This window comes from Symplocastrum torsivum, from assembly GCF_059505465.1.
Genome location: NZ_JCACKQ010000126.1, coordinates 109862 through 136244 on the forward strand (window position 1 = coordinate 109862; position 26383 = coordinate 136244).

General features: G+C 45.1%; 21 protein-coding genes. 15 read left to right on the top strand and 6 right to left on the bottom strand.

Going from position 1 to position 26383, the window contains the following annotated elements:
- Positions 1-105: 105 nt before the first annotated feature.
- A complete protein-coding gene (locus AC5JL3_RS31830; RefSeq protein WP_496078264.1) occupies positions 106-1143 on the bottom strand; it encodes an adenylate/guanylate cyclase domain-containing protein in 1038 nt (345 codons plus the stop codon).
- 351 nt (positions 1144-1494) lie between these two features.
- Between AC5JL3_RS31830 and AC5JL3_RS31835 the strand changes: the two genes are divergently transcribed.
- Entirely contained in the window at positions 1495-1662 is a 168-nt protein-coding gene (locus tag AC5JL3_RS31835) for a hypothetical protein (RefSeq protein WP_496078265.1), read from the top strand.
- A 132-nt stretch (positions 1663-1794) separates the two neighbouring features.
- Here AC5JL3_RS31835 and AC5JL3_RS31840 read toward each other — a convergent pair whose 3' ends face one another.
- The gene (locus AC5JL3_RS31840) at positions 1795-2343 is read right to left on the bottom strand and encodes a phycobiliprotein lyase (RefSeq protein WP_496078266.1); all 549 of its coding nucleotides are present in this window, start codon (positions 2341-2343) and stop codon (positions 1795-1797) included.
- A 623-nt stretch (positions 2344-2966) separates the two neighbouring features.
- Between AC5JL3_RS31840 and AC5JL3_RS31845 the strand changes: the two genes are divergently transcribed.
- On the top strand, positions 2967-4394 hold the full coding sequence (locus tag AC5JL3_RS31845; RefSeq protein ID WP_496078267.1) for an MBOAT family O-acyltransferase: 1428 nt from the start codon (positions 2967-2969) through the stop codon (positions 4392-4394).
- Entirely contained in the window at positions 4360-5565 is a 1206-nt protein-coding gene (locus AC5JL3_RS31850) for a hypothetical protein (RefSeq protein ID WP_496078268.1), read from the top strand. Before AC5JL3_RS31845 ends, AC5JL3_RS31850 begins: the two co-directional genes overlap by 35 nt.
- A 218-nt stretch (positions 5566-5783) precedes the next feature.
- On the opposite strand, the gene AC5JL3_RS31855 is transcribed toward AC5JL3_RS31850, so the two are convergent.
- Positions 5784-6734, bottom strand: a complete 951-nt coding sequence (locus tag AC5JL3_RS31855) for an aldo/keto reductase (protein WP_496078323.1) — start codon at positions 6732-6734, stop codon at positions 5784-5786.
- Between the two features lie 165 nt (positions 6735-6899).
- On the opposite strand from AC5JL3_RS31855, the gene AC5JL3_RS31860 reads away from it, so the two are divergent.
- The 4 genes from AC5JL3_RS31860 to AC5JL3_RS31875 all read left to right on the top strand — a co-directional run bounded on the left by AC5JL3_RS31860 (position 6900) and on the right by AC5JL3_RS31875 (position 11500).
- A complete protein-coding gene (locus AC5JL3_RS31860; RefSeq protein ID WP_496078269.1) occupies positions 6900-8336 on the top strand; it encodes a BCD family MFS transporter in 1437 nt (478 codons plus the stop codon).
- 74 nt (positions 8337-8410) lie between these two features.
- The gene (locus AC5JL3_RS31865) at positions 8411-9229 is read left to right on the top strand and encodes an inositol monophosphatase family protein (protein WP_496078270.1); all 819 of its coding nucleotides are present in this window, start codon (positions 8411-8413) and stop codon (positions 9227-9229) included.
- A gap of 246 nt (positions 9230-9475) precedes the next feature.
- Positions 9476-10363, top strand: coding sequence for an AraC family transcriptional regulator (locus tag AC5JL3_RS31870; protein ID WP_496078271.1), 888 nt, complete (start codon positions 9476-9478; stop codon positions 10361-10363).
- Between the two features lie 135 nt (positions 10364-10498).
- Positions 10499-11500: a mycofactocin-coupled SDR family oxidoreductase gene (locus AC5JL3_RS31875; protein ID WP_496078272.1), complete on the top strand. Its 1002-nt coding sequence runs from the start codon at positions 10499-10501 to the stop codon at positions 11498-11500.
- 23 nt (positions 11501-11523) lie between these two features.
- Here the strand turns inward: AC5JL3_RS31875 and AC5JL3_RS31880 are convergent, their stop codons facing one another.
- Positions 11524-14046, bottom strand: a complete 2523-nt coding sequence (locus AC5JL3_RS31880; RefSeq protein ID WP_496078273.1) for a GAF domain-containing protein — start codon at positions 14044-14046, stop codon at positions 11524-11526.
- 87 nt (positions 14047-14133) lie between these two features.
- Positions 14134-14277 (bottom strand): hypothetical protein, encoded by a 144-nt coding sequence (locus AC5JL3_RS31885; RefSeq protein ID WP_496078274.1) that lies wholly within the window; start codon positions 14275-14277, stop codon positions 14134-14136.
- Between the two features lie 497 nt (positions 14278-14774).
- Between AC5JL3_RS31885 and AC5JL3_RS31890 the strand changes: the two genes are divergently transcribed.
- From AC5JL3_RS31890 to AC5JL3_RS31925, 8 genes are all read left to right on the top strand, one after another.
- Entirely contained in the window at positions 14775-17804 is a 3030-nt protein-coding gene (locus AC5JL3_RS31890; RefSeq protein WP_496078275.1) for a hybrid sensor histidine kinase/response regulator, read from the top strand.
- Positions 17805-17813: 9 nt separating this feature from the next.
- Positions 17814-19256 carry a sensor histidine kinase gene (locus tag AC5JL3_RS31895; protein ID WP_496078276.1) on the top strand — a complete coding sequence of 481 codons (1443 nt, stop codon included), beginning with the start codon at positions 17814-17816 and terminating at the stop codon, positions 19254-19256.
- 10 nt (positions 19257-19266) lie between these two features.
- Entirely contained in the window at positions 19267-19656 is a 390-nt protein-coding gene (locus AC5JL3_RS31900) for a response regulator (protein ID WP_496078277.1), read from the top strand.
- 2 nt (positions 19657-19658) lie between these two features.
- A complete protein-coding gene (locus AC5JL3_RS31905) occupies positions 19659-21020 on the top strand; it encodes an adenylate/guanylate cyclase domain-containing protein (protein ID WP_496078278.1) in 1362 nt (453 codons plus the stop codon).
- 271 nt (positions 21021-21291) lie between these two features.
- The gene (gene ffh / locus AC5JL3_RS31910) at positions 21292-22740 is read left to right on the top strand and encodes a signal recognition particle protein (protein ID WP_496078279.1); all 1449 of its coding nucleotides are present in this window, start codon (positions 21292-21294) and stop codon (positions 22738-22740) included.
- Positions 22741-22876: 136 nt separating this feature from the next.
- Positions 22877-23125 (top strand): 30S ribosomal protein S16, encoded by a 249-nt coding sequence (gene rpsP, locus AC5JL3_RS31915; RefSeq protein ID WP_192217886.1) that lies wholly within the window; start codon positions 22877-22879, stop codon positions 23123-23125.
- Positions 23100-23513 carry a KH domain-containing protein gene (locus AC5JL3_RS31920; RefSeq protein WP_496078280.1) on the top strand — a complete coding sequence of 138 codons (414 nt, stop codon included), beginning with the start codon at positions 23100-23102 and terminating at the stop codon, positions 23511-23513. The genes rpsP and AC5JL3_RS31920 overlap by 26 nt, the downstream gene beginning before the upstream one ends.
- Before the next feature lie 143 nt (positions 23514-23656).
- Positions 23657-24619, top strand: coding sequence for a PhoH family protein (locus tag AC5JL3_RS31925; protein ID WP_496078281.1), 963 nt, complete (start codon positions 23657-23659; stop codon positions 24617-24619).
- Positions 24620-24752: 133 nt separating this feature from the next.
- Here AC5JL3_RS31925 and AC5JL3_RS31930 read toward each other — a convergent pair.
- On the bottom strand, positions 24753-26383 hold a 1631-nt coding region (locus AC5JL3_RS31930), incomplete at its 5' end, for a CHAT domain-containing protein (protein WP_496078282.1).

The following is a 26383-nucleotide window of genomic DNA, read 5'->3' on the forward strand; positions in this document are numbered from 1 at the left end:
TTCCTTAACTAGAGCCGATTTGATCCAAAGCTGACCGCCCAAAGCTGACTGCTGATTGCTATAAATGAGTAGAGTAGACGGCTTAGTTGCTGTGAACTGAATCAACTATCTCAAGATTCTCTTCAGCCTTTTCCAGCCAAAAGTGAGGAATTGCTTAACCCTCTTGAACAAACGTTGTAGAGGTGAGCTTTGGCTCACACTTGGGAGAATCTCTTGGCGAACATTGGGGGAAGTCACTCCCACGACTTCATACAGTAGGTATTCGCCACTCTTACCAGGAAGTTGCACCTTATGGCATTGGTTGATAATGACTTGCTCTTTCACCTGTGCATAGATGGATTCGGAAATCAGCAAGCTGGTGCCGACAAGTTTATTAGCTGATTCAATACGCGAGGCTAAGTTAACAGCATCACCAATAGCCGTTACTCTTTTGTTATCGGAGGCTCCAACTTCACCAATCACTACACTTCCGTAGTGGATGCCAATCCCAATTTTCAAACTTTGATGGTACAAAGTTTCTAAGTGGGAATTGAATTTTTCCATCGCCTCAAGCATTTCAAGGGCTGCCCTCACAGATTGTTCAGCAGCTTGTTGAGAGTTTTCCATCCCAAAGAGTGCCATCAGTCCATCACCCATGTAGTTATTGATCATGCCACCGTAGCGATTGATGACTCGCCCCATCTTCCGGAAGTACCGATTTAGAACATAGATGACATCGTAGGGAAGTACTGTTTCAGAAAAGGAGGTGAATCCGCGTATATCAGCAAAAAGGATGGCTATTTGTTTTTCTTGATCGATGGTGTTGGGAACAACCTTTCCCCTCATTTCATCGTTGATTATTTCCAAGTCTTCTGTGTCGATTGCCATTCGGCGTACTGTTACATCATCAAAAACTTGCGTCTGACAAGCTAGCCGAATCGCTGGAGTAAAGTGCAGTTGTTCACAGATCGCTTTTTCTGCTGAGTTCCGTTCACCACAATTTTCTAAGCCCTCGACGACTAGAACACGGCAGGTAGAACAACGGGCTAGCCCTCCACAGACATGAGTATGAGGAATTTTGAAGCGCAAAGAAGCCTCAAGGATGATTTCGCCTTCATCAACCTCAATGCGTTTTTCATCAGGCAGGTAGTGAATATGTGGCATATCAAGCCGCCAAGAGAGTACTATTACTTACTTTCTACTAACTCAAGTAAGGTATCCGGAATAGTAGAATGCTCTCCCTGACTGAAGCTAGCGCCTTGTAGGTAATGCTTGAAGATGGCGCTTGATAACATCAAGTATCGCATTGACAAGAGTGCGATCGCATAAATTGCCAAGGTAATCTTGATCGCATCAAATCAACTTCTTAGTTATAAGTGCCAATATCGTGCCGTATGTTGCGATCGCGCAATAGCTGCTATGCGATCGCACGGTGTCTTCATCTTGATGGACGATACACTCGAATCAAATCAGAGCGATTGAGTGTGAGAATTATGCGATTATCACTAATAGCAAATGCCAGCACATCTTCATCAGGAATTCCAAGATTTGCATTATCAGCTTTTTGAGGGAATCAAGAATTTCATAGATGCGGCTGTTCTTAAGCTCTATCCCCCATTTTTGTTGAATAAGTACACTGATGATTTTTCCCGTCCAGATGTATCTATTTATCCCATAATCTAGTTGTTAAGTGAGTAAGATCCAACCTAATAGGGAATTACATAAAAGACAACCCAGACCCAATTTTTTGTCAAAACCTAACTGCTACTGGATAATTTTGATACAGAAGTCGGGGAATTGGCGGAAATCATACCGTTATTCAGCAATCTCTAACCGCTTTTCCAAGTACTGCCCAATCATCTGTTGCTCACCAGCACGGGAGATAATTGTTTGCCTTGTACGGTAGTGTTCACCCACGAGTTTTAGTTCTTCCTCAAACACAGAACCTTTGTATTCTGTTCGTAAGCACAAGGTTTCAGGGTTGGGGAAGTAGAACTGAGCGGTGACTGGTTTGGAGGTTGCAAAACCGCGATCGCGATAAAGTATATCTCCTAGCGCTCCAAACAAGGTTGAATCTTCTGACTGCTTTTTTCCCGTTACAGAATCGCTGCTTTTCCAGCTAACACAAGCACCACAGGTCAAAACCATGTCAGTGGGTAGCTCATGCAGTTGCTGTAGCTGTAGTAGTTCATCACAGCCTTGCTCCAAAAAACGAATATTAATCTGGCTAACCACTTCCTTTGTGTCTCCGTCCGGCAGCGTATAGTAGCGGCGTTCAGAGCGCCAGTTACCTGATGATTTTCGGAAAAATGCTGCAATTAAGGGTTCTTCAGTTTTCTGAGCAATCTGTAGCTGTGATGTCACTGATGCTATTCCTCACGAGATATTAGGTAGATAGTAGACGCTGGCATTATGCAAGCATACGCAAACATTCTTAATATAGTTGAGTATATGATATTTCCCAACAACGAGGCTCAGCCATTGGAAAGAATCTTTCTTCTTGTAGCCGTGACTACCAAAAGCCTCGTGTTACGAAGACAATGTTTGGCTCAACCTACCAGAGCGTAAGGCTTATGAGTTCAACTTTGCAATAAAGTAAAGCTTTGATGAAGCTGATAAAAATCGGTGGCACTGCCTTGGGAGCCATGCAATAATACGCCTCAAGTTTGAACACAAACCCTTTTCTGAGCTAAGTTTTGTATTTAAATTTTAGGTCAGAAGGAACTTTTGAACTTCTACTAGTTAATGTGGGTGCTTGAAAGGTGACATTTAACTCGATTGAGTTCGTAGTCTTTTTTGTAGTTACCTATTGCCTCTACCGCAGCCTAACTTTGCGAGGGCAAAACTTGACCTTACTGATTGCCAGCTACGTATTCTATGGCTGGTGGGACGTATGGTTTTTGTTTCTAATCACTCTATCTACTGTAGTTGACTTCTACTGTGGATCAATGATTGGAAGAGGGCAGTTGTCGAAAGAGAAACGTGGCGTGGCTTCTTTGTTTGCCGTATGCGCCGGGTTTTTCTTTGTGACGGTGCAGTGGGATGCGGTTGGGTTAACGACTCAACCCTTATCTCTATCTGTGCAGTGGGCAAAACTGCTACCTACAGCTTGGTCAGGTTGGCTGGTATTCCTGGGGACAGGGGCAATTGTTGCGATCGCAAATCTCCTGTATCCACGCTTCACCGCAATGGACGAAAAGCCGCGCCGTGACTTATTCCTATTTATTAGTATATTTACTAACCTTGCCCTTCTCGGCTTCTTCAAGTACTTCAATTTCTTTATTGGCAGCGCCGAGGGAGCGATTCGTACCTTTGGCATTCAGGCAGAACTCTTACACTTAAACATCGTTTTACCTGTAGGAATTTCCTTCTACACGTTTAAGACGATTAGTTACACGGTTGATGTTTACCGACGCAAGATCGAAGCAACACCGCAGTTTTTAAACTTTGCACTCTTCTTAGCCTATTTCCCCCCATTACTAGCGGGTCCAATTGATCGAGCATCGGAGTTACTGCCTCAGTTCGCCAAACCACGTCAGCTGAGTTTTAAGCAATCCAGCGAAGGCGTTTACTTGATCTTATTTGGCTTGTTCAAGAAAGTAGCCATCTCAGATGGAGTTGCGACTTCAGTTGATGCGATCTACGGGACAAGTGGGACGGTTTCTTGGATTGATGTTGTCTTGGCAACGTTCCTTTACGCAATCCAAATTTACTGCGATTTCTCCGGCTACTCGGATATGGCGAGAGGTGTATCGAAGTTGTTCGGTATCGAGCTGATGCTGAACTTCAATTTACCCTACTTCTCAAAAGACCCCAGCGAGTTCTGGCGGCGTTGGCACATCAGCCTCTCCACTTGGCTACGAGACTATCTCTACATCCCCCTCGGAGGAAGCCGTCAAAGCGATCGCAAAACCTATCAAAATTTGATGACAACAATGGTGCTGGGCGGACTCTGGCACGGTGCTGCCTGGAACTTTGTCCTCTGGGGCTTTTATCAGGGGGCGTTGCTATGCGGGTATCGACTCTTTACCCCTAAAGCTAAGAAACAACAACCTAGCAAGACTGCTTTGAGTCTCTTAGGAGGCTTAGGAACGACATTATTCTTCTTTGTCCTTACCTGCTACGGATGGCTGTTGTTTCGCGCCACCTCTCTGGCTCAAATTATCACCTTCACAAAGATTCTATTTCTCGATTTTGGCAATTTGACCTTGAGTATTCCTAAGCCACCCTTACCTGCACTCTTGGGCATTCCTCTTTTGATTGGCTATGAGGTTGTTGAATACCTGGCTGAAAATTCACAACTAAAACGTCGCTTCCCAACTCCAGCGCGTGCAGCCCTTTATGCAGCACTGATCATTATTGTGTTAATGGGACAAAGCAATGCACCTGCACAGTTCATATACTCTCAGTTCTGATTCCCCGAAAAACCCAGCAATCCGTAAGTCGTTAGTCATGGGACTTTGGATTGTTTTCTTCCTGCTTGTGTTCGATTTTGCCGTTAATATTCTATTCCCCTATCCATCCGATCCACAGGCGATGTCTCCTGGGCAACTCAATACCTATTTTGAGTATGGGCGATCGGTTGAGGGAAAACTCTCACGGATGGTTGGTGCAACAGATGAATCAAGTTCATCGCTAGCTGTAGCGGGTTGGTTAGACCCACAATTGTGGAAAAAATTAGATTTACCTGTTAGCCCTGAACCCGACCAAGACTTGCTGGTTGCAATCTACGGCATGTCATTTTCAAACTACGTCGGCGATGAGATGAAGGCAATAGATTCCAAGCTAGGTGTTAGAGCGATCGCGGGACCCGCTGCGCCACCTAACTACTCCTACGCTGCCTACAAATTAGATCGGGGGAGACATCAAGCCGATGTCGTGATTCTAGGAATTTTGGCATCCAGTGTCAAAGGACTCAGAACGATGAACGGCTCGACGTGGCAGTTTGAAGCCCCTGCTCCTTATACTTATCCTCGGTACGTGGTGGATAATGGGAAGCTTAAGGAAATTTCGCCCAAGATTCAATCATTAGCGCAACTTCGTACTGCCTTCCAAGACGAAGAACAATGGGACGCAGCGGTAAACCAGCTAAGAGAACACGATCAGTTTTTTAATCCATTCCTGTTTGAACACAATTGGCTGGATAACTCTGCGATTGTACGCTTGATTCGTAGAGCTTCGGCACAGCGCTATCAGACAGCAGTGACCAATCAGGTTCATGATTCTACTGGGTTTAACAAAGAATTAGATATTCCAGTTTTAAGCGCTATTGCCAAAGAATTTTCAGCAACAGCAAAAGCAGATGGCAAGCTACCGATTGTCTTGATTATTAATGATCGAGGATATGACGATCATTTGTTCCAAGCCCTGAAGCCAACTCTAGAGAGCAACTCGATTCCCTATGTCAGTACCCACAATATTGCACCAGCTACTGATGTGAGAAACTTTATCGGTGATGGACACTTCGTTCAGAGTGCGAATAAATTAATAGCCAAATCTGTGTTGGAGTTGATTAATACTAATTTTGAGCGGAGTCACCGTGTTGTTTCAGTTCCTAGTGAAGCAGCTACGCATAAAAAGCCATAACTTATAGCCTCTACATTCCGCACCCTGAAGGGTCACAGCACGGATTTTCTAGGAATTGGGAATTGGCAATAGGTTGCCCATTTCCAGTAATACCATTTGTTTAATGTTGGAAACTTATCGGTGAAGGGAGGTTGTAGGTTGTTGGAAAATTCAGTTCACACCTACCCCCTACCACCTACCACCTACCACCTACCACCTACCACCTACTACTCCCTTTGTTAGCTAAGCCAGGGACGACTGACTTGCTCTAATTGGGCAACTTCCTCTTGGTTCAAACTCCATCCCAAAGCACCAGCATTTTGTGCTGCCTGCTGTGCTGTTTTTGCGCCAGGAATTGGCACAACATTGCCTTGAGCAATCAACCAGTTCAGGGCAACTTGGGCAGGTGTGCGATCATACTTTTCCCCAAACTGATGCAATAGCTTCACAACAGGAGCGATTTTTTCTAAACCACTTTTGCTAAATTGTGGGTCAATTCGGCGTGCGTCACGTAGTTCAACGTGTTTCTCTGGCGTATATTTTCCAGTGAGCAATCCTTGGGCTAAAGGACTATAGGCAAGCAGAGTAACACCCAACTGACGGGCAGTATCCATAATGCCATCACTCTCAATTTTCCTTGCCAGCAGCGAGTATCGTACTTGATTTACGGCTAGGGGAACTCCTCGTGCTGCCAAGTAACCATGCGCTTCTCGCATTTGCTCGGCAGAGTAGTTACTCACACCAACACTCCCAATTCTGCCGCGCTTCACTTCATCTGCCAACGCATTCATCAGTGTCTCTTGACTCATGAAGAAGCCAAAGGGCATATGGACTTGGTAAAGTGCAACTTGTTCAACTTGTAAACGTTTTAAACTTTCGGTTAGAGTATCAGAGACGGAATGAGCTGAAAATCGCCAAGGCATAGGAAAGTATTTAGTCGCAATCTGTGCAGGACGCCCCAACTGCTTCATAAACCGCCCTAAAAGTGATTCAGATTCACCAAACCCGTAAATTTCAGCGGTGTCAAAAAAGCTGATCCCCGCATCTAAGGTTGCCTCGAAGGCTTCTTGTACCTGAGATGCACCGTAATCGTTGCCGTAGTTCCAAAAGAGTTTGTCTCCCCATGCCCAAGTGCCAATCCCTAGGGAAGTAATGGTCGGCCCATTTTCACCTAATGTGGTGGTTTGCAAAGTCTGCATTATCAATCCTCTTCTTTATATTTCTTCATATTTACTCAGTGTATCGTTACAAACAGCTATCGATAGCAAGGAAGAGAACTTAAAAACGTATATCCTTAGATAGATATAAGACGCAAATAAAATACTTAATTCTGCAAGCATTGCTAATAAAAAGCTATGGAAACTAGTGATTTCTCCGATTCCCAACCAACCTCTTCAGTTCAAGGCAAAGCACTTCCCAGACTTAAGCTACTAACTATGTTCCGGCTAGGTCTATTCCAAACAGGACTGGGAATGATGTCAGTGCTGGTCTTTGGAGTACTCAACCGTGTCCTGATTAGAGAGTTGGGAATGCCAGCAACGCTTAGTACAATCATTCTTGCCTTGACGCTGTTTGTTGCTCCAGCGCGGATTTGGTTTGGGCATATGTCCGACACGAAGCCTTTGTGGGGGTATCATCGCACGGGGTATATCTGGGTTGGTGCCGCAAGTCTGGCTATCGTTTCGGTTCTACTTGTACAAGTGATGTGGCAGGTGGGCGATAGTTTAAAGGCAGGAGGCTGGACTACTCCAACTTATGCTTGGACGGGTTTGCTAGCTTTACTGTTTGCACTGTATGGTTTGGCAGTCAGCGCTTGTTCTACGCCCTTTGCAACGCTTTTGGTGGATGTTTCCGATGAAGATAATCGCTCCAAGTTGGTGGGCATTGACTGGTCAATGCTGATTGGGGGAACAATTATTGGGGCAATCCTCATTGGTGTCTTGCTCAAAAAATTAACTCTAAACGCCCCGATTGAGTTACTACAGGTACAAATTAATCGCTTATTTCTGATTGTGCCCTTGCTGGTTTTTGGGCTTGCCTTTGTGGCAACCTGGGGTGTCGAAAAAAAATATTCTCGCTATACCTTGCGCTCTACATTAGTTAACCAAGAAGAAAAGATTACGCTGAATCGAGCTTGGCGCATCTTGACGGCAACGCCCCAAACTGGGTTATTTTTTACTTTCTTAGTGCTAATGACCATTGGGTTATTCATGCAAGACGCCATCCTGGAAAACTATGGTGGTGATGTCTTCAACATGGAGGTCGGTAAAACAGCTACTCTCAACGCATTCTGGGGAACTGGGACATTAGTTGGTCTATGCGTAGCGGGTTTCCTTCTGGTTCCGCGTCTGGGGAAGCGCAAGACAACTAGATTAGGTGGTCTATTAGTCATCTTCTCTTTAGCCTGGGTCGTATTATCGGGATTTACCCATAAGCCAGAACAACTGCAAATCGCTTTGCTGTTTTTTGGTTTGGTTTCTGGAGTCTTAACAACAGGCGCTCTTACTTTGATGCTAGACCTAACGGCAGCAGAAACAGCAGGGACATTTATTGGTGCTTGGGGGTTAGCACAGGCTTTAGCAAGAGGAGTGGCGACGGTGACTGGAGGGGTTGTGTTTGATACAGGGAAGAGGCTGTTTAGCAACCTGGTGTTAGCATATGGGTTGGTCTTTGCTGTTCAAGCTGCCTGCATGGCTCTGGCAGTCTGGTTTCTTAAGCGAGTGAACGTGCAAGAGTTTCGCACTAATGCCAGAGAAGCGATCGCAACTGTTATAGAAAGCGATCTCGACTAAATCACTTTTTGTTGGTAGTCAGTAGTGAACAACAACTGACTACTAAAAGAACAATCTATAAACTCTAAAATCGGATGACAGATTTTTGGACAGACATTTTAAGCTTTGCCCAGACGACAACAGCCAGAGTCGGCACCCAATTATTGCAAGATTTTGGACAAGTGCAGGCATCGCAAAAAGCTGACGGTAGTTTGGTGACGCAAGCGGATAGATGGGCGGATGAGGAGATCACAAATGCGATCGCTTCTCACTATCCTCGCCATGGAATTTTGAGTGAAGAGGCAGAACACAAATTTCCTGATACAGAATGGTGCTGGATTATCGACCCTCTAGATGGCACCACGAACTTTACCAGGGGAATTCCGATTTGGGGAATTTCTTTAGGATTGTTCTATCAAGGAACGCCTGTATTTGGTTACGTTCATTTCCCGCCCATTGGACAAACCTTTCATGGCTTTTGGAGTGGTAAATCGGGAATAACAGACGTAGAGGACAGTGCATTTCTCAATGGACGCGCCATCCACAGCAGCAAAGACGATCCCAGCAATAACCACTTTTTCAACCTTTGCTCCCGAAGTGCATCCTTATTGCAGCAGCCCCTACCCTGCAAGATTCGGATGCTAGGAGTTGCGAGTTACAACTTCCTCACTATTGCTGCGGGTGCAGCTTTAGGCGGTGTTGAAGCGACACCAAAAATTTGGGATATTGCTGGGGCGTGGGTGATTGTGCAAGCAGCAGGTGGCACTTGGGTGCCATTGGATTCACAGCCAATTTTTCCCCTTAAAGTTGGACAGGATTATAGTGCGAAGTCCTTCCCCACACTCGTCGCAAGTAGCCCTGAACTGGTTCCAGTATTTAACAAGAGCCTGCGAGAAATCCCCCTGAGCCACTAGGCACTGGAGGATGAGAGCAGGGGAAGCCTCCGTACCTACGGCTTCCAAAAAGATTGTTGCTAGTGCCAGTTGGGCTGGCGAAACTGGGCATTTCCCCATGCTACTGTCCTTAAGCAAAGTAAGAGGCACACCTGCCAAAGTCGCTTTGAGATTTTTATAAAACTAACTGTAAGAGTGATGACTAAAAATCTTTAGTTTGCACAAAATGTCATAAGTTTGCATAAAAGATAGATCGGGAGTTCCACGTTGTCTTTACGCAAGATAAACGACATATCACAACTCATTCCAGACTCAACTGTTCTATCCAGTAGGGAACAAGCTTGGCGAGGGCTGGAGGTAATTCATAATTTTTATAGCTACAGTGAGCTGAGTGTACCCGCTTATTCAAGCCACATCATTGCCGTTCATTTTGGGCATCCGGTCACTCTGGTGGAGAAGATTGACGGACGAACTCATGAAAGCTGTTTGAGGAAAGGTGATGTAACGATTGTACCCGCAGGCTTACCAAGCAAGTGGTGCCGTCTAGAAGGTGAGGAAATCGATGTCATCAATATGCATCTCAAGCCTGACTTTTTACGGGGAGTTGCGGCTGGGATCAGTGATGCTAACCCCGATCGGATTGAGATTATCAGTTACCTTGGTAAGCAGGATGCCCAAATCACCCACATTGGTTATGCCTTAAGAGCCGCGATTGAAGAGAACAAAGCAGGAAGCCAACTCTATGCTGAGTCATTAGCAACAGCGCTGGCAGTTCACTTACTGCACAACTATTGTGCAACCACACAGCCTATCCGTGAATACATGGGTGGACTCCCTCCGCACAAATTTCGGCGTGTACGTGAATACATCAACGAACATATCCAAGACGATTTATCACTCTCCGATCTTGCGGAGGTAAGTGCGATGAGTCCGTACCACTTTGCTAGACAATTTAAGCAGACAACAGGACTATCTCCGCACCAGTATGTTACGTTGCGCCGCATCGAACAAGCTAAGGTTCTGCTGACAAAAACAGATTTGTCAATCACCGAAATTGCTCTACGTGTCGGTTGTGCCAGCCAAAGTCACCTCTCAAAGCTTTTCCGTCAAGTAACGGGAATATCCCCGAAAGCATACCGCCAAGCGCAGTCATAGTTCTTTCTGTATTAGGCTACTTACTGAACTCAATTACCGCAAGAATAGATACGTTTTAGCAAGAATGTGAACGACTTTTATAGTAATGTCGCTATATTCTGCTGCTTGTAATCAATGTCTTGGGGAACTAAATCAATGCCAAACAAAGCGGGTAAAAAAAAGCCTTCGGCATCCTTAACAAGACGGCAAATCATTGCAGGTAGCAGCGCAGCATTGGCAGGACTAGCCACAATTGGCAGCATACAGGTAAACGAAGCTACCGGACAGCCGCCCGTAGAAGATGAAGTAAACAGAAGTAATCGTATGGAAAGGCTTCAAGGTAAGGTAGCTATCATAACAGGTGCTGCTCGTGGTATTGGACGAGCGTGCGCGGTTGCTCTGGCGCGTGAGGGAGCGGATATCGTTGCTTTAGACATTGCCAGTCAAATTAATTCAGTCAAGTATCCAATGGCAGCGCTGGAAGACTTGGCAGAGACTGACCGACAAATTAAAGCATTGGGGCAGCGCTCCATAACCATTCAGGCAGATGTTCGCAATAGTAGTCAGATGCAAGCAGCAGTTGATCGTGCAATTCAGGAATTCGGTAAAGTAGACATCATGGTTCCCAATGCTGGCATTTGTACCTACGTTCCGTCTCTAGATCAGATGTCAGAAGCTGAATGGGACGATGTAATCGATGTGAACCTTTCAGGAGTGGCGCGTTCAATGAGAGCCGTAATTCCACATATGCGCGATCGCAAGTCAGGACGAATTATTGTTGTCAACTCGTGTAACAGCCGCTTTGGTTCTCCCGGTTCACCCTCCTACAATGCCTCGAAATGGGGCGTACTCGGTCTTATCAAATGCGTGGCAACTGAGGTAGCGAAAGATAACATCACTGTCAATGCTGTAAATCCTACGGGAGTGCGAACACTAATGACGCAGAATGATGAAGCGCGGCGTTGGGCTAACCCTGAAAACCCAACCCAGGAGAACTTAGAGAATGCGCTGCGCTCCTTCAATTCACAACCCCGGTCTTTTTTGGAGCCAGAAGAAATAGCGAATGCGCTCTTGTTCTTTGCAATGCCTGAAGCAGGCGCTATTACAGGCGAAGCGATGGACGTGGCAGCAGGAGCTAATGTTAGATGGAATTCCTGATGGAATGTTAATTGCCTCTACTACTATTCATCTGTTAATTCCTCTTCAGTCCTAGCTTCATGTGAAGGATCTAAAATACCAGGGAAATCCTCAGTATCTGTAGGTTGCTCTGGGGCAGGTAAAACCCGGACACGGGCAAACCTTAGCCCAGTGATGCCTTGTAGCGGTTCGACAGTACCCAGTTGGATTTCTGTATCTACCCAGCCCTCTCGCCCTAAGTAGCGTAAGTATTGTTGATATTCTGTCCACTCTTCTTCAGTGGAATAAACTAGGGTAAGCATTCCGGGTTGGGTGATGCGAGTCCGTGCTTGCTCATCAACGGCTTTATCAATTCGCTTTTTAACAATTTCATAGCGGATATCGCGTGTTCCTCTCACCTCAAAGAGTTTTTCTGTGTTTTCGTCATGCAGAATATCCACTGTGAGGTCTTGAACCAAAACTAGATGGGTTACTTCTAGCTGGGTATCGTAAAGGCTTTGAAAATTGAAGGCGGTTCGAGCGCAGTCACAAACAGCGCGTAGCTGTTCGTAGCGGAGGCTACGCAAGTGGTAAGCGGAAAACTTGGAGTCAATAGATTCCCCGACGTACATCATGTGGTTGATGCCATCAGTCGATTCAACGTCACAGTAGTGGGGGATGATTTGCTGCATCCGTACTTGCCACCGTTCCCAGGTTTGCTTTAAGAGGCTGTTAATCTTACTAATTGTTTGGTCATAGCGGGCGCGGGACACATAAACTGATTTATGGTCATTGCTGCAACTTCGTCGGTAAGCTTCGACGGCAGCAAGAGCGTCTGGGCCACATTGAGCAAAGTAGTCTAAGTAGACTTCCAGGCGATCGCTTAAAATTCTCAGTGCTGTGACTTCAGCATCGACAGTCACTCGTTCTTTAACTTGTTCAATATATTCCAGTAAATCGAGTTGTAGTTGTTTCCCTAAAGAACTCTCTTGAAACTGGCAAACCGCTTCCACTACTCGTAAACCAAGCTGGAATTGTTCGAGTAAATCGTCTTGGATCGAGCGGTTGCGCTCTTCGGATGAACCGCGAATATCAGAGATACCGTAGAGTGGATAAACGTTTGCAAAGACAATTGGTTCTGGTGGCAAACCCCAGCTACGTCGTTCCGCTTCTTGCAAGAACCGCCACTCAACTGAAGGGTGAATATTAGTAAGGCGCTGCTGAATTGCTTGGCGTAGGGCAGCTGTAAAAGCAGGCATCAATTCTTCGGCGTACTTACAGTCGAGTCCGTCAAAGCTATGGGGGCGATCGCTCATTAGCCCAACAATTCCCGCCAGTTGCCGCGTTCCCTTTGATCGCATCGCTCTGACAACCAAAGGAATCAGCAATAACGAGCGAACTCCCTGATTCAAAAGCGATCGCTCACAATCTGTGTGGCAATCTAGGCTCAAATCAGGAACATTCCAGACGCGATTTGCCTCAGCGGCTCTTAAAAAATGCGACCCAGAGAGGGATGCCATTGAGTAAAGTGTCGTTCTCAATTCCTTGCGTTCCGTACCCATAAATAGCCGCGTCTGCTCATTTTCTACGCTGAGGATTAAGCTATTGGTGGCACGAAAAAGCGATCGCAAATGTTTATTAATCCGGCGAAATTTATCTGGACGGAGAATCGAGTCACGGTCAATCAATAGCCCAATAATGTGTCGAATTGTCTCCCGTTCTGTAACATCTGAGCCTTCTAAAAGTAGCTGTCCTGACAATTGATAATTATCCAAACGCAGCCGATGCCGCCAAGCTTGTAACTGAGCCGAGTCAATTAACCTTGCCGAACGATCTTCCTCTAGAAGTTGCTCCAAATCCAAATCTGCCAACTCATCCACATGGGAATCCATACGAGCAATCGTTAGCTGATCAGAACGGAAGGCAAACTCAATAAAACGTGGTTCTGGATAGAGAGGACTCCTTAGAGAAATAATTACGGGTTGATCGAGTAGCCGCAAACGAGGAACCGTAATTTTATAAATATCTCGCAGGACTAAATGCAATACATGCTGTCGGTATAACGAGTCAACCGCTGTCCCTTTCATTTCGGGTAACAAATCCGGTAATCGAATTTCTCGATCCGCTAAATCTGCGTAAGTCCCTGCAATGCCCATTATGCTGCAAAAATAGTCATTGGCATACCGCAGCGTAAACGTACTCGGTTCCACCACTGCCATCAACAACTGGCTGTGGCGTTGGAAATGAATTAGCCAATCCAACTCGCGTACTGTGTCTGTTCCTGGTTGTCTGTTGTCTATTGTTTGGTCTTCGTTGGCGGCTGGGAACAAATCGCAATCTTGTTGCGAATTATCGCTCTTCACAAACAATTGACCATTCTGAAGCTCTCCTCCAGAATTCGGTAGTGCAGTTACTTCGTGACAACTGACCAGTTGTGCCTGATGCTCAATTAAGTTCTTACATTGCTCAGGTGCTGACTCTGAAGAGGCACTGGAGTTCGCTTGTTGGGTTTGTGCATTGGTAGAGGGTTTTAAGTTTTTCGCCTGTTGGTCTTTCCCTAAATTGGAGCTTGGCTTACGGGTAGGCATGAGAAAAGTATGATTAAGGGCAGCGTGTCACCGTTGGCTTTGTCGCAAGCTTAGTAATGAACGACGAATGAAAATAGTTGCACCTGTTCACACGAGGTTGCTAACACTTCTCTTACTCAACCCAAAGTCAGCGATCGCTTTTAAGCTGATTGCAGAATACTTCTCACAACGATTAAGGGGCATATCCCCACCCGCATCAGTCGAGCCAGCAATCGTTGGGTTGAGGAGCACACACCCTACTTCCAATACTCTAACTTCAGGAGCAATTGATCTTCCAGGTTAAAGGGAAGGCAGAGGGCAGAAACTCTTTCATAAAAGCCCTCTGCCTTTTTTGCTCAATAACCCGGTGCTGCCCTTACCCTACAGCAGAAAGATTTCAGCAATTCAGCTAAGTCTGAGGGTTGAATCCCCCTGATGCTCCTTCATAAAAGCCTCCTGCCTCCTGCCCTTTGCCTTTGTTAACGACTGACTTTACCCGTTTGCTATCAGGGCAAGCTAAATTAATAGCATCTTTCTGATTTCATCTAAGTTTCGACGTATTTATTAACAAGAGTAGTAAGTTAATGTCTTGTTGTGAGCGTTAACTTAGCTGCTGCCCAAATCCAAAAGGGATTCTATTGCGCCCACTGTGCGATCGCTACCTCGAAAGCGAAGGGCACGGCTGGGCTAAATTTTGCATTTCTGTCAAGTGAGACTTCTAATTTTTTTAAGAACTGGAGATTGTCCCCTTGAAAAAAAAACTACGCAGCTTACTAACCCGACAAGCTAGCTTGATTGGCTTACTTCTCGTTTTCCTTTTCCCATTCGGCGTAGTCGTTTATCAACTGATAGCAGAAATTGATCAGAGAATTAACTTCGCCGAAAAGGAAAGGCTGGGACTTCAGTACAACAATCCTTTAAGAAAGCTTTTAGAGGATATGCAACAGCATCGAGGTATGGTTTATGGTTATTTGAATGGAGAAAGTTCTTTTAAAAAACAAATTATCTTCAAGCAGTCTCAAATCGAAGAAGATATCAAAGCCATTGATGCAGTCGATCGCCAGCTAGGTGTCACACTTATAACGACAGAGCGCTGGATGGCGCTCAAGAAAGATTGGCAGATGCTCAAAGGCAAAGTCTTGAAGTTGAGTCCAAAAGAAAGTTTTGATGCACATACTGCACTAATTGCTGATATTCTCTCGCTGATGTTTCATGTCGGAGATACTTCAAATCTAATTCTCGATCCGGAGCTTGATAGTTATTATCTGATGGATGCTGTGGTTACCAAGCTCCCTTCGATGGCTGAAGAAATAGCTCAAATACGAGGGTTGGGTACAGGTGCGATCGCAAAACAGAATATCACTACAGATGAACAAACAAAACTTGCAATTTTATTAGGCTGGATAGAATCTCCGATAAAATCATTACAACGGGGATTACAAGTCTCTAAAAGAGAAAATACCGATCTCAAAAATAAAATAGATACTTACACTCAAGAAAGCTTCAAGTCTGTAGATACATTTCTAGATTTAGTTGAAAAAGAATTAATTCGCTCTCAAAACATTGACATCCGGGCATCTGACTATTTTGCGGCTGGGACAAAAGCCATAGAGGCTCAATATACACTTTATGATGTCCTGTCTCCTGAGCTAGATGGATTATTGCAAGAACGCATTAAGGGTTTCTCTATAAAAAAGTATCTAGTGCTAGCTTTTTCCCTACTGGTACTGGGAACCATCCTTTATGTTTTGATTGCCTTTGCAAGCAGCCAAAACAAGCGCAAGCAATCTGAGAATGCGCTGCGGCAAGCAGAAGAGAAATACCGCACCATTTTTGAAAATGCAATTGATGGGATTTTCCAAACAACACCTGATGGGCATTATCTCAGCGCTAATCCTGCACTCGCAGGTATCTACGGTTACTCCTCACCCGCAGAACTGATGGCGAGCCTCACCAATGTTGAGCAGCAACTTTATGTTGAGTTCAATCGCCGCTCAGAGTTCAGGCGTTTGATCCAAAAGTACGAGGCAGTGACGGATTTTGAGTCTCAGATTTATAGCAAAGACGGCAGAGTTGTGTGGATTTCCGAAAGCGCTCGTGCTGTTCGTGACGCTAGTGGTAAATTGCTTCACTACGAGGGTACTGTTCAAGACATTACTCGTCGCAAGCAAGCAGAAGCAGAACTCCAAAAAGCAAAAGTTGCGGCAGAAACTGCTAACCGTGCCAAAAGCCAGTTCCTCGCTAATATGAGCCACGAATTGCGCTCTCCTCTCAACGCCATTCTCGGCTTTGCTCAACTGATGGTCAAGAGTCCTACTCTTCCCCCCGAACATATAGAAAATGCTGGCATCATCTCCCGCAGTGGAGAACACCTTCTCAACCTAATTAATCAAGTATTAGACTTCTCCAAAATTGAAGCGGGAGGCACTAGTCTAAATGAGAAAAACTTTGACTTTTATCGTCTATTAGATGATGTAGAAGATATGTTCCACCTCAAAGCTGAGGATAAGCATTTGCAATTGATTTTCGATTGTGCTTCTACTGTTCCCCGATATGTCCGCACCGATGAGGTTAAATTACGTCAAGTCCTAATTAACTTACTCAATAATGCTCTGAAATTTACGTCAGATGGTGGGGTTTCGGTACGAGTGGGGTTGGGGACTGGGAAAGATTCTTTCTCTTCACCAATTCACTATTCCCAAACAGTAAGTGAGGCAACCGTGCAATCTCCTTCTGATGCGCTTCCAGGTAACTACTATCATAGTGAGGGTTCCTCTCTGTCTCGCGTTCCCTCCGAAAACCAGCATCACCCGATTACTAATCAGAAATCCCTAATCACCTTTGAAGTCGAAGACACAGGTGCAGGCATTGCGGCTGACGAATTAGACGGACTGTTTGAAGCCTTTGTACAAACCAAAGCTGGCAAAGAATCACAAGAAGGTACAGGCTTGGGGTTACCGATTAGTCGTAGATTTGTGCAACTGCTGGGCGGTGATATTAGTGTTAATTCTGAAGTAGGGCGTGGCAGTATCTTTAAATTCGCTATTGCTGTCACTGTCGTTGAGGCTGAAGACATTGAAAGCAAACAACTGACACGCCGAGTTATTGCACTAGAACCGAATCAACCCCGTTATCGGATTCTTATTGTTGATGACAAACCCCTCAATCGCCAACTACTAATTAAACTACTCAATCCCCTAGGATTTGAACTTCAAGAAGCTTGTAATGGTAAAGAAGCTATTGAAATCTGGGATAACTGGGAACCCCATTTAATCTGGATGGATATGCGGATGCCTATTTTGGATGGTTATAAAGCTACCAAACAAATTAAAGCCACCACGAAAGGGCAAGCTACTGCCATCATTGCCTTAACGGCTAGTGTCTTTGAAGAAGAGCGGGCGATAGTCTTATCTGCTGGCTGTGATGACTTTCTGCGTAAGCCGTTTCGAGAAGAAGACATCTTTGCAGCAATGAATAAACATATCGGTGTGCGTTATATCTACGATGATCCAACAATTCCTACTATTTCAACTCAGCCTCAAACAGAACTTAAAGAGGCTCTAAACCCAGACAGACTAGCTAATTTACCAACCCATTTACTAGCTAATTTAGAAAATGCTGCTAGCTGCTCGGATATGAATAAAATCGATAGCTATATCGATGAAATACGCCAGTATAATGCTTCTATTGCTAATACCCTAGCAGCATTAGCAAATGATTATGAGTATGGCAAAATTGTGTCTTTGATTCAAGAAACCAAAGATAAAACTAGGAATTAATCTTTTTTTATGACTTCTTTTATGACTTCCACTGAAAGCATCGAAGCAAAAGCAAATATCTTAGTAGTTGATGACACCTTAGCGAATGTGCGCTTGTTAGTCGAACTCTTGACGAATCAAGGGTATACAGTTCGACCCGCAAGGGATGGTTTACAAGCTCTGTCAACCGCTCAGAGTGTTCCTCTGGATTTAATTTTGCTAGACATCAATATGCCTCAGATGGATGGCTATGAAGTCTGTACCAAGCTAAAAGCCGATGAACGAACTTACAATATTCCCATAATCTTTATCAGTGCCTTGAATGATGTACTTGATAAAGTCAAAGCTTTTGGGGTAGGCGGGGTAGATTACATTACTAAGCCGTTTCAAGTGGAAGAGGTTTTAGCTCGTGTGGAAACTCACTTAGCTTTGCGACATCTGCAAAAAAGCTTCCAAGCTAAAACTGAGGAATTGTTAAATACCCTGCAACAACTAAAAGCTACCCAGGAAGAATTAATTTTATCAGAAAAAATGGCAGCTTTGGGGCAACTGGTTGCTGGGGTAGCTCATGAAATAAATACTCCCTTAGGTGCAATTAATTCCTCTGTCAGGAATATTGACAATTTTTGGAAAAACAACCTCGAACAATTACCTAAATTTTTCCAAGAACTTTCCCCAGAACGTCAGCTTGATTTCTTTGCTTTACTTCAAAAATCAAGGCAACAAGAAATGATGTTATCGACTCGTGAACAACGTCAAATCAAAAAAGCTTTGACTGAGCAAGTCAAATCTTATGGTGTTAAAAATGAAGCTGAGATCGCTAATATGTTAGTCAATCTAGGTGTTTATGAGGAACCAGAAAGATTCTTACCTCTTTTCAGCGAGTTAGATAGCCAAGATATTTTGAGAACTGCCTATCAATTTGGTAGCGTACAAACCAGTATCCGAACTATTATCACCGCTGTAGAACGAGCAGCAAAGGTAGTATTTGCCCTAAAAACCTATGCTCGGTACGATCAGACGGGTGAAAAGGTAGAAGCAAATATCATTGAGGGAATTGAAACTATATTAACCCTTTACCACAGCCAAACTAAACTAGGGGTAGAAGTCATCCGAAACTTCGATCGTTCCATGCCGACGTTCCGGTGTTATCCCGATGAACTCAATCAAGTGTGGACAAATTTAATTCACAACGCTCTACAAGCGATGGACAATACAGGAACATTAACTATTGATGTGATGCAACAAGACAATAGAGCCAATGTCAAAATTACTGATACTGGCAAAGGTATTTCTCCAGACATTATGCCCAAAATTTTTCAGCCTTTCTTTACTACAAAACCATCTGGAGAAGGGAGCGGTTTGGGATTAGATATTGTCAAGAAAATTATTGAGAAGCATCAAGGTCAGATCGAAGTAGAGTCTGAACCTGGCAAGACTACATTTACCGTATTTTTACCCATCAATAGTTAAGGAAAACAATATGCCTAGAGCCGTAATTTTATGCGTAGATGATGAGGCTGTAATCTTAAAAAGTTTGGAAATTGAACTTCAATCCGCATTCGGTGATACTTACCTTTATGAATTCGCTGAAAGTGGTGATGAAGCTTTGGAAATCATTGATGAACTGACTGGTGAAGAGGTTCAGTTACTCATCATTGTTTCAGATTGGTTAATGCCAGGAATGAAAGGAGATGAACTCTTGATCAAAGTTCATCAAAACTATCCTAAAATCCATAAAGTAATGCTGACAGGACAAGCAGATGATCAAGCCGTTGACCGAGCAAAACAATATGCTAACCTTTACCGCTACTTGCAAAAGCCTTGGAACAGTCAGGAATTAATTGAAACAATTCGCTCGGCTTTAGCTTAGCCATGAAACAAACGGCAATTCTCTGTGTTGATGATGAACGGGCGATCCTGGACAGCCTGAGAATTGAACTAGAAAATTTCTTTGGAAACGAATACCTGATTGAAATTGCTCAAGACGGGGAAGAGGCTTTAGACATCTTAATAGAATTGCTAGAGGATAGCTACGAAGTCGCTTTAGTAATTTCTGACTATATCATGCCCGGAATCAAAGGGGATGAATTGCTAAAACGCATCCATGTTATTTCCCCAAAAACCCTCAAGATTATGTTGACCGGGCAAGCCGATCTGGAAGCGGTAGGCAATGCGATTAGTTATGCGAGGTTGTATCGTTATATCCCTAAGCCGTGGCACGATAAAGACCTAATTTTAACCGTTAAAGAAGCCGTCCATAGCTATTTTAAGGATAAACAGCTCGCGGAACAAAATCTACAACTCATGCAGATGAATTTGGAGTTAGACCAATTGAATCGTGAGCAATCTAAATTAATTGTACAACTGCATACGAATGAGCGCCACTTGAAACAGCATACGGAAGAACTCTTTCACCTGAATGAAGCTTTCTCTCGCTTTGTCCCACGTCAATTTCTCCAACTATTAAATAAATCAAGTATTGTTGACATCCAATTAGGTGAGGCAGTACAGCAAGAAATGTCTGTCTTATTTTCCGACATCCGTGATTTCACAACATTATCGGAAAGCATGAAACTAGAAGATAACTTTAAGTTCATTAATGCTTATCTCAGCCGGATGGAACCTGCAATTAATGAAAATCAGGGATTTATTGACAAATACATTGGCGATGCAATTATGGCACTTTTTCAAGGTAGCGCTGATTGTGCTGTCAAAGCGGGAATTGCTATGCTTCACACGCTGAATGAATATAATCAGGAGCGGCAAAGTAGGGGCGATGTACCAATTCAAATTGGGGTTGGAATCAATACAGGTTCTTTGATGCTGGGGACAGTCGGAGGAGAAAACCGCATGGATGGAACTGTAATTAGCGATGCGGTAAATGTAGCCGCTCGAATTGAAGGATTAACAAAAAACTATGGCGTGTCGATGTTAATTTCTCATTTCACGTTTATGCAATTACAGAACCCGGAAAATTATGCAATTCGTGCTATTGATAGAGTTCAGGTGAAAGGAAAGTCAGAAACCGTATCTCTCTTTGAAGTCTTTGATGCAGATCAACCAGAAATCCGAGAAGGCAAGTTAGCCACAAGTCAGACTTTTACACAAGCTTTGTTGTTGTTCAAGTTGGGAAAATTGGGTGAAGCTGAACAACTATTTGCTGATTGTCTACGGCAAAACCCCGGCGATCGCGTTGCTCAAATTTATCGTCAACGCTGTCAACAACCTCAATAGGAGTCGCGGAACTAGCGATCGCATCATCCAGCGTTCAAGCGATCAGTGCAGCCACAGACTGATTTTGGGTTTGCCAATAGTCGGCTTGGTGCGAATGGCTCTAAATCATGCCGACCCTTAACTACCGTATTTGTAGCCGCCTAGCCTCTTGAAAGGGTAGTGCGATCGCACAGCACCACAGTTACTATCGATAAACACGCTTTGTCTGTCAAAAGGTTGCCAAGAATACTACCTTAGTTAATACAGGGAACCTTTTAGAAAAAATTGACATATGTTTGATGCTCTAGCCGAACGCTTAGAAGATGCTTGGAAGAAACTCAGGGGCCAGGACAAAATCTCCCAGTCCAACATTCAAGACGCCCTGAAAGAAGTTCGTCGTGCGCTGTTATCAGCGGATGTTAACCTTCAAGTCGTCAAAGATTTTGTTGCTGAGGTGGAATCCAAGGCACAGGGAGCGGAGGTCATCTCTGGTGTCCGTCCTGACCAGCAATTTATCAAAATTGTCTACGACCAACTAGTGCAGGTCATGGGGGAAAACAACGTCCCTCTGGCAAAAGCCAATACCGCACCAACTATTGTGCTAATGGCAGGGTTACAAGGTACTGGGAAAACTACCGCCAGTGCTAAGCTCGCTTTACATCTTCGCAAGCAAGACTGCACTAGTCTCCTCGTTGCTACCGACGTTTACCGACCTGCTGCGATTGACCAGTTAATCACACTAGGTCAACAAATTGATGTTCCGGTGTTTGAACTGGGGAAAGATGCAAATCCTGTAGAGATCGCACGGCAAGGAGTAGAACGAGCCAGAGAACTAGGTGTCGATACTGTGATTATCGATACAGCAGGACGACTGCAAATCGACCAGGACATGATGGGGGAACTCGCCCGCATCAAGGAAACCGTGCAACCCGACGAAACCTTGCTAGTTGTGGATGCGATGACGGGTCAGGAGGCGGCGAATCTTACCCGGACTTTCCATGAACAAATTGGCATTACAGGGGCAATCCTCACGAAGCTAGACGGCGACAGTCGTGGTGGTGCAGCACTCTCGGTACGGCGTATTTCTGGGCAGCCAATTAAATTCGTTGGCGTTGGAGAAAAGGTAGAAGCGCTGCAACCGTTTTATCCTGACAGGATGGCTTCACGGATTCTCGGCATGGGAGATGTCCTCACTCTGGTGGAAAAAGCCCAGGAGGAGATTGACCTTGCTGATGCCGAGAAAATGCAGGAGAAAATGCTGACGGCTAAGTTTGACTTCAGCGATTTCTTGAAGCAAATGCGGCTGTTGAAGAATATGGGTTCCCTCGGCGGTTTGATGAAAATGATTCCGGGGATGGGTAAACTGAGTTCTGAGCAACTGCAACAAGGGGAAACGAAGCTCAAGCAATCTGAAGCGATGATTAATTCCATGACCACAGAGGAGCGTCGCAACCCGGATTTACTCGCAGGTTCCCCTAGTCGCCGACGCCGGATTGCCCGTGGTTCTGGCTATGCGGAGAGAGATGTTAGCAATCTGGTAAGTGAATTTACCAAAATGCGAAATCTCATGCAGCAGATGGGTCAAGGTCAGATGCCGGGAATGGCAGGTATGGGGGGGATGTTTGGCGGTATGGGAGGTAATCAGCCCTCTCAAGCTGGCTGGCGTGGTTACCCTGGAGGTGGTGGTGTTCCCAAGAAAAAGAAAAAGGAGAAAAAGAAAAAAGGATTTGGTCAGCTTTAGTTTGTTGTTAGTTGTTCGTTGTTTGTGGTCTCTAGCGTCATCACCTCTTAACCAACGACAAATAACCAATAATTAAATACCAACAACCAACCCCCCGTAGATCGCTTAAAATCAAACAGGTGAATTATTCTGAAACATGGTCAAACTGAGATTAAAACGATTCGGCAAAAAGCGTGAAGTTAGCTATCGCATTGTCGCGATTAAAAGTGACGCTCGTCGTGATGGACGCCCTTTGGAGGAATTGGGATTCTACAATCCCAGAACTGATGAAGTAAGATTGAATGTTCCTGCCATTGTGAAGCGGCTCCAGCAAGGCGCTCAGCCTACTGAAACAGTACGCAGTATTCTTCGCAAAGCTAATGTCCTTGAACAAGTCGGTGCCTGAAACCCTGTCTTCCTCGCTTCACGAAGCAAGCCCTGATTATGTTGGTCTCGTCAGATTTTTGGTAGAGCCGTTTTTGGAGTCACCGCAACTTTTAAGCGTAGACTGCGAAAGGTCAAATACCAAAGAGCGAGTCTGGATTAGGGTGGCTTTTGACGTGGCGGATAAGGGACGGGTGTTCGGTCGCGGTGGTCGCAACATCCAGGCAATTCGGACGGTAATTCAGGCGGCTGCTCAAGCTGCCGGTCAATCTGTCCATCTGGATATCTACGATAGTCAGGGGGGGGAGTCCCGTCGAGATGCTGCTCCAGGTGGTAGAGGGGGTGCAAAACGAGCGCCAGCAACGCGCTCATCAACACCTAAGCCAGCTCCTAAGTTCCGCTCGCAGTAGTTTATTGTGTGTCAGGGGTCAGGAGTCAGTCGCGAATTTACTTGTTGAGAACAACTGACAACTGACAACTGACCGACGCTGCCTGCCGGACTTCATTTCCGGTACAGGAAGCGCGGTCACCATAAGGTGACAACAACGAACAAATGAGTGAAGTATCAAAAGTAATTGAACTGTCAAATAGCGAAAGTGCGATCGCGCTAGCTGGGGAACGGGAAGAAAACCTCAAAATTCTATCCCGGCATACTGGAGCGTCTATCGTGCTGCGGGGTCAAGAACTACATATTTCGGGAACAGACAAGCAAGTTGAACGTGCCTCCGCTTTGGTGCGATCGCTAAAACCGTTTTGGCAGGAAGGTAAAAGTATCACAGGTGTCGATATCCTCACTGCTGCTCAAGCTCTAGATACTGATCGCCAAGACGAACTACAAGATTTACAGCAAGACATTCTGGCACGTACCCGTCGAGGCGAAACCATCCGTGCCAAAACCTTCGGCCAAAGGCAGTACATCAAAGCTGTACTCAGTCATGATCTCACCTTCTGCACAGGTCCTGCTGGTACCGGAAAAACCTTTCTCGCCGTTGTTATAGCTGCTCAGGCTCTCCTAGCGAATCAGTATGAACGATTAATCCTAACGCGACCTGCTGTAGAAGCTGGAGAAAAGCTAGGCTTTCTTCCTGGAGACTTGCAGCAGAAAGTCAATCCCTATCTGCGTCCTCTCTACGATGCTCTCCATGAACTGATTGATGCCGAAAAAATGCCCAGTTTAATGGAGCGCGGTGTCATTGAAGTTGCGCCTTTGGCTTATATGCGCGGTCGTACACTTAGTAATGCCTTTGTAATTGTTGATGAGGCTCAGAACACAACACCAGCACAGATGAAGATGGTTCTGACTCGTCTAGGTTTCCGCTCACGGATGGTAGTTACAGGTGACCTAACTCAAACCGACTTACAACCTAACCAACCCTCAGGATTAGCCGTTGCAAAAAAAATCCTACGCTCCACTGAAGGCATTGCTTTCTGCGAACTCACCACTAAGGATGTTGTCCGCAACGCTCTTGTCCAACGGATTGTTGCCGCTTATGAGCAACATGAGAAATCATTTTAACTTGTAATTACTTATTGGACTTATAGCGGTTTTCAGTTGGATGAAGCACAGATCAGGTCTGTGAAACCTAAACAGAGCAAGGAAAATCAAAAAGCTGATAGCTGATAGCTGACGGCTTTTTGCTAACTCCTACCTACCAAGGCTCACCTACAAGTGTAAAACCCGCCCAGTAGTAAGGATGAGATAGGTTAGGGGTTCTTGATGCTGACAATCCTGGTGGTAAAGAAATGCTTTTTTTAAAGCTGTATAACTGATTATTCTCAATGCGAACTCTACCTTTCATCATTGCCAGTTGTGCTTGTCGTAATGCCTCACTTTTAATCGGCACCTGACTCAACTGATGATAAAACTCAGTAATTAGCCCTAAAGACCCCTGATCGCTCACGTACCAGAGTGTTGCCAAAGTCGAGTCAACCCCTGCTTGCAAAGCCGAACCCGCAAAACCTAACTCGGCTTCCCGATTGCCAAGCGCCGTTCTGCAAGCGCTCAGCACTAGTAACTCTATCGGAGGATCAGACAATTGCAGCTTCTCTAGTTCATTCAATCGAAGCTGGCTATTCCATAGTTGAATGTAAGAATTGTTTGGAGTTCCAGGCTTGAACTCAGCATGAGTTGCCAGATGGACAATCCCATATTCCTGCTGTTGTCGCTGAGCCTTCAAATTCTCTAGGGTAAAGCGATCATTGAGGAAGGATTTACCTTTCCACAGTTGCTGCGTAATGGTCGCTAACTCTACCTGAACCCCAGGCAAAGGAGCTTTATCAGTAAATTCTGATGCTCCCATAGCGAGAACTTGCAAGGGACGGATATCTCTGTAATCCGAATTAACTAAACTTAAACTCGGTACTAAACTAACGCTATACCGCTCAATTAGGAAGCCTTGACCATCATGAAGAGCAGCTACAGGTAGAGAGCGCAGACCTGCATCCATCGCAAATACTAAGCTGTCAATGTTTTGCGCTTGTAAGTCAGCTTCCAAAGGAGCAATCAACCATTTGTAAAGTTGCTGCGCTGAGCTTAGATAATTAGTGGTGTTAGTTTTGCTACGGTGGGTTAGTGCTCGCTGAAACTCATGAGTTGCAGCAATGACATTGGTACGATTGGTTCCCGGAACTCGATACCGAATCGGCTCACCCTCTGCTGTGACTACCAAGAGTTCTAGCTGGTCACTTTCCGCTTGCAAACAATTTCCCTGTTGTTGAGCTTGTCCCGTTGTTGCCTCAGTAAGGTCAGAACGACGGTGACCAAACCGACGATCCACTTGAGAAGAAGGTGCTATCACAGCAACTCCGGAAGCGCTTGTGTTAGAGCTATTAGGAGTCGTTAATTCTGCTCCAGAAGCGCTAGCAGAAGACTGTCCAGCCAAGTTAGTGCGTGAACCAGTTGCGGAAGAAGACGGAGATTGAGCTTGACATTGATTGTTCAGTGAGGCACCAGAAGTCGGTACAAAATTGACATAGATAACACCAGTTTTGAGACCTGTTACCTGCTCGATTTCACGAGTGCGATCGCGAACATCAGTCTCAGCATAAATTTTGGTCTGTGAGTCTCGCTGAAGATATTCCTCAAATTCTTTCGTAAAAGCTTCTTCTAACAAATAAATAGGGTCGCTATCTCTAGCTGTCTGGGCTGTTTGAGTACCCGACGTGTCTTGAGATGAAGCTGGCTGTTGTTCACTCACACTATAGTTCTGGTCACCATCACCATCTGGAGGTGTGGGTTCTGGTGGTTCGCCCGGAGGTGTGGGTTCTGGTGGTTCGCCCG

Coding starts and splice junctions, on each gene's coding strand:
- ffh (WP_496078279.1), top strand. CDS start 21,292: ATGTTTGATGCTCTAGCCGAACGCTTAGAAGATGCTTGGAAGAAACTC.
- AC5JL3_RS31900 (WP_496078277.1), top strand. CDS start 19,267: ATGCCTAGAGCCGTAATTTTATGCGTAGATGATGAGGCTGTAATCTTA.
- AC5JL3_RS31880 (WP_496078273.1), bottom strand. CDS start 14,046: ATGCCTACCCGTAAGCCAAGCTCCAATTTAGGGAAAGACCAACAGGCG.
- AC5JL3_RS31860 (WP_496078269.1), top strand. CDS start 6,900: ATGGAAACTAGTGATTTCTCCGATTCCCAACCAACCTCTTCAGTTCAA.
- AC5JL3_RS31875 (WP_496078272.1), top strand. CDS start 10,499: ATGCCAAACAAAGCGGGTAAAAAAAAGCCTTCGGCATCCTTAACAAGA.
- AC5JL3_RS31925 (WP_496078281.1), top strand. CDS start 23,657: ATGAGTGAAGTATCAAAAGTAATTGAACTGTCAAATAGCGAAAGTGCG.
- AC5JL3_RS31865 (WP_496078270.1), top strand. CDS start 8,411: ATGACAGATTTTTGGACAGACATTTTAAGCTTTGCCCAGACGACAACA.
- rpsP (WP_192217886.1), top strand. CDS start 22,877: ATGGTCAAACTGAGATTAAAACGATTCGGCAAAAAGCGTGAAGTTAGC.
- AC5JL3_RS31835 (WP_496078265.1), top strand. CDS start 1,495: ATGCCAGCACATCTTCATCAGGAATTCCAAGATTTGCATTATCAGCTT.
- AC5JL3_RS31920 (WP_496078280.1), top strand. CDS start 23,100: ATGTCCTTGAACAAGTCGGTGCCTGAAACCCTGTCTTCCTCGCTTCAC.
- AC5JL3_RS31895 (WP_496078276.1), top strand. CDS start 17,814: ATGACTTCTTTTATGACTTCCACTGAAAGCATCGAAGCAAAAGCAAAT.
- AC5JL3_RS31830 (WP_496078264.1), bottom strand. CDS start 1,143: ATGCCACATATTCACTACCTGCCTGATGAAAAACGCATTGAGGTTGAT.
- AC5JL3_RS31850 (WP_496078268.1), top strand. CDS start 4,360: ATGCACCTGCACAGTTCATATACTCTCAGTTCTGATTCCCCGAAAAAC.
- AC5JL3_RS31905 (WP_496078278.1), top strand. CDS start 19,659: ATGAAACAAACGGCAATTCTCTGTGTTGATGATGAACGGGCGATCCTG.